This is a genomic window from Streptomyces sp. NPDC018000, from assembly GCF_044328025.1.
GTDB lineage: Bacteria > Actinomycetota > Actinomycetes > Streptomycetales > Streptomycetaceae > Streptomyces.
Genome location: NZ_JBIRGM010000027.1, coordinates 46,503 through 55,869, shown reverse-complemented (window position 1 = coordinate 55,869; position 9,367 = coordinate 46,503). Strand labels below are relative to the sequence as shown.

9 protein-coding genes and 2 pseudogenes are annotated in these 9,367 nt (G+C 70.4%); 6 read left to right on the top strand and 5 right to left on the bottom strand.

Going from position 1 to position 9,367, the window contains the following annotated elements; translation table 11 throughout:
• Positions 1-344 (top strand): annotated as a pseudogene (locus tag ACH4EW_RS29605) (IS200/IS605 family accessory protein TnpB-related protein); the annotation flags it as partial.
• Positions 345-412: 68 nt separating this feature from the next.
• On the opposite strand, the gene ACH4EW_RS29600 reads toward ACH4EW_RS29605, so the two are convergent.
• From ACH4EW_RS29600 to ACH4EW_RS29585, 4 genes and pseudogenes are all read right to left on the bottom strand, one after another.
• Complete coding sequence (locus ACH4EW_RS29600; RefSeq protein ID WP_398262129.1) at positions 413-1,306, bottom strand: universal stress protein; 894 nt, start codon at positions 1,304-1,306, stop codon at positions 413-415.
• A 72-nt stretch (positions 1,307-1,378) separates the two neighbouring features.
• Positions 1,379-2,380, bottom strand: a complete 1,002-nt coding sequence (locus ACH4EW_RS29595; protein ID WP_398262127.1) for an Acg family FMN-binding oxidoreductase — start codon at positions 2,378-2,380, stop codon at positions 1,379-1,381.
• 137 nt (positions 2,381-2,517) lie between these two features.
• A complete protein-coding gene (locus tag ACH4EW_RS29590) occupies positions 2,518-2,979 on the bottom strand; it encodes a cyclic nucleotide-binding domain-containing protein (RefSeq protein ID WP_398262125.1) in 462 nt (153 codons plus the stop codon).
• Between the two features lie 361 nt (positions 2,980-3,340).
• Positions 3,341-3,514: pseudogene (locus tag ACH4EW_RS29585) on the bottom strand (recombinase family protein); the annotation flags it as partial.
• Between the two features lie 183 nt (positions 3,515-3,697).
• Between ACH4EW_RS29585 and ACH4EW_RS29580 the strand changes: the two are divergent.
• Genes ACH4EW_RS29580 through ACH4EW_RS29570 form a run of 3 tightly spaced genes read left to right on the top strand, consistent with a single transcriptional unit; the run spans position 3,698 to position 6,070 of the window.
• Positions 3,698-4,960, top strand: a complete 1,263-nt coding sequence (locus ACH4EW_RS29580; RefSeq protein WP_398262123.1) for a mannosyltransferase family protein — start codon at positions 3,698-3,700, stop codon at positions 4,958-4,960.
• Between the two features lie 31 nt (positions 4,961-4,991).
• The gene (locus tag ACH4EW_RS29575) at positions 4,992-5,189 is read left to right on the top strand and encodes a hypothetical protein (RefSeq protein WP_398262121.1); all 198 of its coding nucleotides are present in this window, start codon (positions 4,992-4,994) and stop codon (positions 5,187-5,189) included.
• Positions 5,186-6,070 (top strand): sulfurtransferase, encoded by an 885-nt coding sequence (locus ACH4EW_RS29570; RefSeq protein WP_398262119.1) that lies wholly within the window; start codon positions 5,186-5,188, stop codon positions 6,068-6,070. Before ACH4EW_RS29575 ends, ACH4EW_RS29570 begins: the two co-directional genes overlap by 4 nt.
• Positions 6,071-6,184: 114 nt before the next feature.
• Here the strand turns inward: ACH4EW_RS29570 and ACH4EW_RS29565 are convergent, their stop codons facing one another.
• Positions 6,185-6,775, bottom strand: a complete 591-nt coding sequence (locus ACH4EW_RS29565) for a hypothetical protein (protein WP_398262117.1) — start codon at positions 6,773-6,775, stop codon at positions 6,185-6,187.
• Between the two features lie 325 nt (positions 6,776-7,100).
• Here ACH4EW_RS29565 and hemL point away from each other — a divergent pair, with 325 nt between their 5' ends.
• Together hemL and ACH4EW_RS29555 are read left to right on the top strand one after the other, a co-directional pair.
• Complete coding sequence (gene hemL / locus ACH4EW_RS29560; protein ID WP_398262143.1) at positions 7,101-8,408, top strand: glutamate-1-semialdehyde 2,1-aminomutase; 1,308 nt, start codon at positions 7,101-7,103, stop codon at positions 8,406-8,408.
• Positions 8,405-9,097, top strand: coding sequence for a histidine phosphatase family protein (locus tag ACH4EW_RS29555; RefSeq protein ID WP_398262115.1), 693 nt, complete (start codon positions 8,405-8,407; stop codon positions 9,095-9,097). The genes hemL and ACH4EW_RS29555 overlap by 4 nt, the downstream gene beginning before the upstream one ends.
• Positions 9,098-9,367: the final 270 nt, after the last annotated feature.

Below are 9,367 nucleotides of genomic sequence, written 5' to 3'. Positions count from 1 at the left end.
GGGGTGCCCAGCATTGGCAGAAACCGCTGGCCACCCCGCACCGCACCATGTCCCGTCACGATGCCGCGGGCATCGCGATCGGACGCCGCGCCCTCGGACACCCGGTCCGGCGTCGGACGGCACCGCCCCCACACGACCGGAGTGATCGTGCAGGGCATCGGACCGTCCAGGCCGAACGAGGTGACCCGGGGCGTGAGGGAACCCGCCTGCCCGCAACGGACCGGCCCCCTGGAGGGCCGTCGCCGCGCGGGAAGCGAAAGCGGGAACCCAGTGCATCCAACACCGTTCGGGATGTGCCCAGTACGCAACAGTGGGTCCAGGACCCACTCATGCACACTGGTTAGGAACGGTGCGTCAGCCAGCGGTTTCGGCGCCGGGGCGCAGGCTCGGGACGTATCAGGATCGGGATGTCTCAGGATCGGGACGAAAGGTATGAATCAGGGACGACGGCGACCGGGCAGGGCGCGTAGTGCAGCATCGCGTGGTTCACCGGGCCCAGATGGAATCCACGCCATCCGCCGGTCCGCCGGGCGCCGACGACCAGCAGTTCCGCACCTGCGGCGGCTTCGATCAATTCCTGGTGCGCCGGTCCCTGCACCACCGATCTGTGGATGGTGACGTCGGAGGAACCGGACCGGTCCAGCGCCGCCAGTACCTCTTCGAGGTGTTCCTCGGCCTGTTGGTGGTGCGCGGAAGCCGGGGTGCCCGAGAGGAGCGGATGGCTCACGACCTCGTGGGCGGGGGAGCGCCAGGCTCGTACGGCGATCAGCTCGCCGTGGCGCGATGCCGCCTGGTCGAGTGCGAAGGCGACGGCTGCCGAGGGTCCTGTGGCGCTGCCGATCCCGACGACGACACGGCCGGACTCCGGCGGGGTGCTCGGCGCCCTTGCCTGGACCACCACGACCGGGCAGTGGGACCGGGCGGCGAGCGCAAGGCTGACGGACCCCAGGAGCATCCCGGCGATCCGGCCCCGGCCGCGGGAGCCGAGGACGACAAGGGCTGCCTCGTGGCTCTCCCTGACGAGTGCGGCCACCGGGTCCTCGGGCTGCACGGAGGTCGCCACACGCATCTCGGGGCCGAGCCGTTGCGCGCGTTCCTGGGCGGCGGCGACGAGCTGCTCGGCGAGGATCTGCTCGGTGGGACGCTCGGTGTCGAAGGTGGGGCGCCTGCCTTCGTAGCGCTCCCACAGCGACGCGTGGACGACACGCAGGGGAAGCCCCGAGCGTGCCGCCTCCGCCGCTGCCCAGTCCAGGGCACGGAGACTGCCGTCCGATCCGTCCACTCCGACGACTACGGGGAGCTGCATTGCCACCACCGCCTTCCGTGCTCGGTCCACCCCGGGTTCGGGCGTATTGCTCGTGCGTATGTACGGGTGTTTCTACGGTTCGATCGTCAGTACCTGGTCCAGGGGGCGGCGTGGCGTACGCGGTCCTGCGGGCCCGTATCCCAGACGGACGATCATCTGCGCGTATCCCGTGCCGAAGACCGGATCGCGCAGGACCCAGCGGAGGTCCGGCCATTCGACGGGCTGGGTCGCGAACGAGGTGGACACATTGTGGAGCGTGGCGGTGAGCAGTACGCGCTCCAGCGCCTGACCTGCGCTCAGCCAGTCCATGGGCTGGTCGCCCCGGGTGCTCAGCAGGGCCAGTTGCGGCCGCTTCTCGAACTGGACGCGTGCCCGGCCCGGGAGGACGCCGGTTCCCGCGAAATCGCGGGTGGCCGCTCGTTCGGAGGCGTCGCGGGGGCCGAAGGCGTAGTCCGGGACTCCATCGACGGGTGCCTCGGCCGTTGTGTCCCGGGTCCAGCGCTCCTGCTCCGCCTTTCGTGCCGGATCCCCGCGGTTGTACGCCTCGGCGTCCCGGATCAGTTCGAGCACGGTCTGCAGATGCGGCGGGGCCAGGAACACGAAGTCCGCGCCCTCGATACGGGCCGCGTCGGCGAACTGCGCGCGGATGTCCTCGGGGATCACCTGCTCGTCGAACGGATAGCGGCTGGTGTGCCGTTCCCGGATCGTAGGGTGGAGAGCGGCGAGCGCTTCATCCGCGGGTTCCCGCGCAGCGCCGGGGCGGACGCCGAGCCGGACGGTGGCCAGTACGGCCGGGGCCGACGGTTCGGGCAGCAGCGCGGTGACCGCGTCCAGGCCGTGGTGGGCGGCGGACACCCGCAGGTTCAGCAGAGCCGCGCCGCAGCCCACGTGCAGTGCACGGGTGGCGGGATCGGCCTCCGGCATCGCGCGGTCGAGGTCCGCCACGAGGGTGAGGGTCCGGCCGGCGCGTGTGTAGCGGAATTGCCAGGGCTGGGCGTTGTGCATGGACGGGGCGGCGGTGGCATCGGCGACGAGGTCGGCCAGCATCGCGTCGTCGAGTGACTGGCTGGTCATCGGAACTCCCGGAGATCGGGAACGGTCGATGGTCTCTTCAGGTCGATGGTCTCTTCAGCATGGAGCAGATGTTGGCCCGGTGGCATGGGCCTTTCGTCCCCCGGTCGCGCCCCGGGGGTCCCGCGCCCCGGGACCGTTCAGGCCTCAGGGGCCTCGGCCTGGGGGCCGTACAACTGCAGCAGCCTTTTCCGTGTCCCGTACAGGCGTTCCGCCACCGTCTCGGCGACGTACTTGTACACCGCCCGGCCCAGTACCGCATCGGCCTCGCACAGCCGGCGGACGGCAGCCGCATCGAATTCCACGGCCTGTCCCGCCCGGATCACGCGCGCACCCATGTGCCACACGTGCGGGGAGAACAGCCAGGACCAGCCCAGCAGATCGTCCTGGCCCAGTGTCTCGATGACCGCCGCACGGCGGCCGGGCACATGGATGTCGACCTCGACCTGTCCGGAGCGGATGATCCAGAAGCGGTCGGCCCGTCTGCCTTCTTCGAATAGGCGTTCGTCGAGGGTCAGAGGCACTTCGGAGGCCGCCTCGTCGAGCAGGCGGGTCCGGCCGTCGGGCGGGATCACGTCGAGCAGACTCCTGGTCGTTGACATGGTTCCTCCGTCCGTGGCGGGTCCCTGGAAGGCTGTGCGGTTGCCGCGTGTGCCGCGTGTGCCCGACTGCGGCTGCCTGCTGTGAACGACGCGACTGCCTGTTCTGAACGACGCGACTGCCTGTTGTGAACGATATGCGCGGTTCCGGGGGGACGCTCGGCCGCGATGTCGTACGCAGCCCACGCCGCGCCCGTACGCCGGAACCGTGCTGCCATGGAGAAGAGCCCCTGACGAAGGGACCGCCCCGGTCATGGCAGCCGCACCGTGCCTGTGGCCAGGCCCTGCGGCCCGAGCGTCCTCTGCAGGTCAGCCATGCTCGGCAGCCCCCAGCGCCTTTTGGGCACGGCTGCGCTCCGTTCGTACCGGAGGCAATCTCCGACTCGACCCGCACCACCCGGTGATCAGCGGCCAGAGCCCACTTCGTCAGCCGGGCGACCTGCCGTTCCAGATCGTCCTTCTGGTCGTGGGACGAAACACGGGCATACAGACCCAGGCCCCGGGCGGCCCCGGGCGTGGTGTTGGCCTCGATGTTCACCAGGATCGTGCGCGGACCGACCCGCTGGTTACGCTCACAAACCCGACTTCGAGGATCAGTAGCTGAAGACCCCACCCGTAGCCAGAGCGACCCGCCCCGCTGACCTCCCGCTTTCCCCGTGTCCCAGGTGACGCCTGCCCGGGGCTGTTCGGCACGCGCACATTCGACCCAGGAGATTCTGTTGTGAGCTTTTCATCCGCCCCCCGGCAGTGCGAACGTTCGCCCGCCCGAACCAGGACCGCTTGCGGACAGCCCCGCGACACCCCGTCACCGAGCACGAGATCCTTCGGCCGGCTGTTCCTCCGGAGGCTGTTCCTCCGGCTCAAGCCCGCCGACCGCGAGGTGCTGTGGCTGTACCTGCTGACCCGCGCAGGCATCTGGATCACTGCCTACTGCACCCGCTGGCTGTTTCCCGACGACCGCCAGACCCGCCACGCCGCCTCATTCTTCTCACCGTGGCAGCGGTGGGACTGGTGGCACTACCTGCACATAGCCCAGGACGGCTACTTCCCGGGCCAGTCCGGCCCCTGGATATCCGGCTGGGACAACAGGGAAGCCTTCTTCCCCGGCTTCCCCCTCGTGCTGCGGGCCGTCCACACCGTCATCCCGAGCTGGCCCGCGGCCGGTGCGCTGATCTCCTTCGTCGCCGGAGGCATCGCGGTACTGGCCCTGGCCCGGATCGCCCGGCTGCACCTGTCGCACGACAGCGCGGGCCGGCGCGCCGCCCTGTTCTTCCTGCTCTCCCCGTGCGCGGTCTTCCTGGCGGCCGGCTACACGGAAGCGCTCTTCCTCGCCCTGGCCCTGCCGGCCTGGCTGGCCGCCCAGCGCCTCAACTGGCCGCTCGCAGCCGTCCTGACGTGCCTGGCCACCACCGTCCGTGTCAGCGGCCTCTTCCTCGCCGCGGCCCTCGCGGTCCACTTCCTGGTCACCGCGCGGACCCCCGCCGACTGGCGCCGTCTTCCCTGGCTGGCCCTGCCCGCCCTCCCGCCGTTGCTCTACAGCTGGTACCTGCACGCGCACACCGGCGACTGGATGGCCTGGAAACACGCCGAGGAACGCGGCTGGTACCGCGACTTCCACGCCCCCTGGGAAGCCTGGCGGAACACCTGGCACGCCGCCTTCGGGCACTCCCAGAGCACCGGGTACGCCCTGATGAGCCAGGCCGAACTCCTCGCCATGCTCGTCGGCATCGTCCTGTGCGGCCTGCTGATCCGACAGCGACGCTGGCCGGAAGCCGTCTACATCGGCGTCAGCCTGTGGGCCCTGGGCACGTCCTACTGGTACACCTCCATCCCCCGCGCGACCCTCCTGTGGTGGCCCCTGTGGACCGGCCTCGCTGCCTGGAGCCTGCGAAACGCCCACGTCAAGACCGCCTACCTCGTCATCGTGGCACCCCTGATGACCGTCTTCGCCGTCACTTTCCTCTCCGGACGATGGGCCGGCTGACCCGCATCCCGCGGAAGCGGCGTCGAGCGGCTTGAGCACCGAGTCGCCCCTGAGCGGGACGACCGGCCAGCAGTTCAACAGCGGGGCCAAGCAGGGGCTGTTCCTGGCCGGCTACGTGGTTGACGGGGAATCGGTGGAGGATGTGGCAGCCGATCTCGAACGTGTGGCGGGCTGGTTCTCGGACAACACCCGGTGGGGGCCCGCCGATTCTTCCGGAGGTACCGCATGAGCGCGACGACATCCCCCGACACCGCTCCCGCCGCGCTTGCCGGCCCGCTCGTCGGGGCCGACCGGCTGGCCGCATGGCGCAGGGAGGGCGTGGTTCTCTTCGACGCCTCGGTCGGCGCCCACCGGGGCGCGGCCGTACGCATCCCCGGGGCCCGCCCCTTCGACCTCGACGGGGAGCTGTCCGACCACACCTCCGCCGTGCCGCACACCATGCCCGGCGCCTGGGAGTTCACCGAGGCTCTGCGCTCGCTCGGGGTGCACGATGCCGACACGGTCGTCGTCTACGACGCACAGGGGATCTACTCCAGCGCCCGTGCCTGGTGGATGCTGCGCGCCATGGGCTTCGGCAAGGTCGCCGTCCTCGACGGCGGCCTGCCTGCCTGGATCGCGGCGGGCCATCCGGTCGAGCTGTCGCCCGCCGCGTACGACGGCCCGCGTGGCACCTTCACCGCCCGGCCCCGGCCAGGACTGATCGTGGACGCCGATGCTGTCGCCGCTGCCCTCGCTGCCCCGGCCGCCGCCGTCCTCGACGCACGCACCAGTGGACGGTACGCCGGCACCGCGCCCGAGCCGCGCCCCGGCCTGCGGAGCGGCCACATGCCGGGTGCCGTCAGCCTCCCCTTCGAGGAGCTTCAGCGGGACGGCGGTGTGATGCGGCCGGCGCACGAGCTGCGCACGGAGTTCGAGGCGGCGGCCGGGGATCGTGACCGGCTGTACTTCAGCTGCGGCTCCGGGGTCACCGCCTGCGTTCTCGCGCTCGGGGCCACCCTGGCCGGCTACCGCGACCTCGCCGTGTACGACGGCTCGTGGAGCGAGTGGGGTCTGCCCTCCGGCCGGCCGGTGGTTACCGGCGAGACCCTCGACGAGAGCAGCCTGCGGTGACCGAACCAGCGCCCGGGGAGCGGCACGGCAGCGTGCCCCGGCCGCCTGAAGGGCTCTCCCCGGCACTGGTGTGGAGGGGGTCCGGAACCCCCACCCAGCCTCCAGAAAACCAGGTCAGGGCCACACCAGGCAGTACGGCTGATGTCCCGCGTCATGCAGCCGATGGCTGAAGTCCTGCCACTCGTGCAGCAGTTGGTAGACGTTGTACGCGTCGCGCGGGCCGCCGCGGTCCGGGACCGTGGACCAGATGAAGGCCGCGGCACCCACCGACTCCTCGCCGACGCCGCGCAGCGGGTCGACAACCGTCATCGGGAGCTTGACCACCGCGTAGTCGGGGTGGAGTACGACCAGTTCCAGCGGGGGGACCCTGTGCAGCGGTATGCCCTGGATGCCGGTGAGGACCATTGCCGCCACCGTCTCCGGCTTGATCTTGGTGAACATGCCGCCCATGCCGAGTTCGTCGCCGCCGAGCTCCTCCGGGCGCATCGAAATGGGCACGCGTGCCGCGGTCGCCCCGTCGGGGGCACCGAAGTACTTGTAGGTCACCCCCACCCGGCCACCACTCCTGCTTCCGGCTCCGACACCCTGCGTCCCACCGGCCTGTATGCCCTGCTTGCGTTCCGCCTTGCGCCGGTGCCGGCCTCGCCGGGAAGGCTCGGGCCCCAGATCGTCGGTCCCTTCGCCCACTTCGCCACCGCGATGCATATCTCATCCACCCGACTACTACTTAGGAGACACAGCCCCCGCCGCGCAACCCGATCATCGTGTCAGTCACCTCCCCCACGGGCGTGCGGTGAAACACCTGTCCGCAAGACCGTCCGTGGCTCCGACACCATGGTTTGTGTGAGCTTTCCCTTTGCCGCCCAGTTTCGCAGACGTGAGGGGGTCGACGCCCGGTCGTCGCGCGACGGATGTGTTCGTGGGGCTTTCGATGGCCGGGATCTTTCGCGCCTGGCTGTACAGGAGCGCTGTCCTACCCTGGGGAGGTCACTAGCCCCCGGAGTCGGAGAAGTCGCAGGTCATGACCGAACTGCCTTATCGATATGAAGCCCCAGTTTCGCAGACGCTTTTCGACCGTGCGTCCCTCGTGACGCCCGGCGGCGTGAACTCTCCCGTCCGTGCCTTCCGGGCCGTGGGCGGTACGCCCCGCTTCATGGTGTCCGGTACCGGTCCGTACCTCACCGATGCCGACGGCCGTGAGTATGTCGACCTCGTGTGCTCGTGGGGACCGATGATCCTCGGCCACTCCCACCCCGAGGTCATCGCCGCAGTCCAGGAAGCTGTCTCCCGCGGCACCTCGTTCGGTACGCCCGGTGAGGGCGAGGTCGCGCTCGCCGAGGAGATCGTGGCCCGGGTCGAGCCCGTGGAGCAGGTGCGGCTGGTGTCGTCCGGCACCGAGGCGACCATGTCCGCGATCCGTCTCGCGCGCGGGTTCACCGGCCGGGCCAAGGTGGTGAAGTTCGCCGGCTGCTACCACGGCCACGTCGACGCGCTGCTCGCCGCCGCCGGGTCCGGCGTCGCGACCTTCGGCCTTCCGGACACCCCGGGGGTCACAGGCGCGCAGGCCGGCGACACGATCGTGCTGCCGTACAACGACCTGGACGCCGTGCGGGAGGCGTTCGCCGCGCAGCCCGGCGAGATCGCCTGTGTGATCACCGAGGCGTCGCCCGGCAACATGGGTGTCGTACCGCCGCTGGACGGTTTCAACGCCGGGCTCAAGGAGATCTGCGCCGCCAACGGCGCGCTCTACATCTCCGACGAGGTCATGACCGGTTTCCGTACCTCGAAGGCCGGCTGGTTCGGCGTCGACGGGGTGCGGCCCGACCTGATGACCTTCGGCAAGGTCATGGGCGGCGGCTTCCCCGCCGCGGCCTTCGGCGGGCGTGCGGACGTGATGGCGCACCTCGCCCCGGCCGGTCCCGTCTACCAGGCGGGCACCCTCTCCGGTAACCCGGTCGCCACCGCCGCCGGTCTCGCCCAGCTGCGGCTGCTCGACGACGCCGCGTACGCGAAGGTGGACGCGGTCTCCGCGGAGATCCGCGGTCTGGTCAGTGAGGCGCTCGCCAAGGAAGGTGTGACACACACCGTGCAGGCGGCGAGCAACATGTTCTCCGTCTTCTTCACCGACCGGCCGGTGAGGAACTACGAGGACGCGAAGCAGCAGGAAGCTTTCCGCTTCACCGCCTTCTTCCACTCGCTGCTGTCGCAGGGCGTCTACCTGCCGCCGTCCGCCTTCGAGTCCTGGTTCGTCTCCACCGCCCACGACACGCAGGCCGTCGAGCGCATCGCCGCCGCCCTGCCCGCCGCTGCCCGCGCCGCATCGGAGGCCACCGCATGAGCGAGAACGGAAGCCGCAAGGACATCACCGTCGTCCATCTGATGCGGCACGGCGAGGTGCACAACCCGGAGGGCGTGCTCTACGGGCGCCGCCCCGGCTACCACCTCTCCAAGCTCGGCCGGCAGATGGCCGACCGGGTCGCCGAGCACCTGGAAGGCCGCGACATCACCCATGTCGTCGCCTCCCCGCTGGAGCGCGCCCAGGAGACGGCCGCACCGATCGCCAAGACGCACGGCCTCGAGCTGGCCACCGACGAGCGGCTCATCGAGGCCGCCAACGTCTTCGAGGGCAAGACCTTCGGGGTCGGTGACGGGGCGCTGCGCAAGCCGGACAACTGGAAGCACCTGACGAATCCGTTCCGGCCGTCGTGGGGTGAGCCGTACATCGAGCAGGTCGTACGGATGATGGCGGCCCTGGACGCCGCGCGTGACGCGGCGCGCGGGCACGAGGCGGTGTGCGTCAGCCATCAGCTGCCGATCTGGATCGTGCGCAGCTTCGTGGAGCGGCGGCGGCTGTGGCACGACCCGCGCAAGCGGCAGTGCACGCTCGCGTCGCTGACCAGCTTCACGTACCAGGGCGACAAGATCGTGTCGGTCGGGTACACGGAGCCGGCGCGGGATCTGGTGCCGGCGCATCTGCGGGCGGGCGCGAAGCCGGTGAAGGGGAATTCGAAGGCGTTCGGCGCGTAAGGGCTGTCCCCGGCGCCCTGCCGTCCGGTCTCCCCGGTCGTCCGGTTGCCAATGTGTCCTCAATCGCCGGACGGGCTTGATTTTCTGCCCGTCCGGCGGCTTTTTGATGCCGCCCCTGGACTGCCGCCCCTGGACTGCCGCCCCTGGACTGCCGTCCCGGGACTGCCGCCCCGGGACCGGCGTCCCGGGACCGGGGTTTGATCCCCGTCCGGCGTCCGGTATGCGCTCGGTCGGAGCCAAGGCCTGGTCGCGCGAAGAAAAATATGCTAA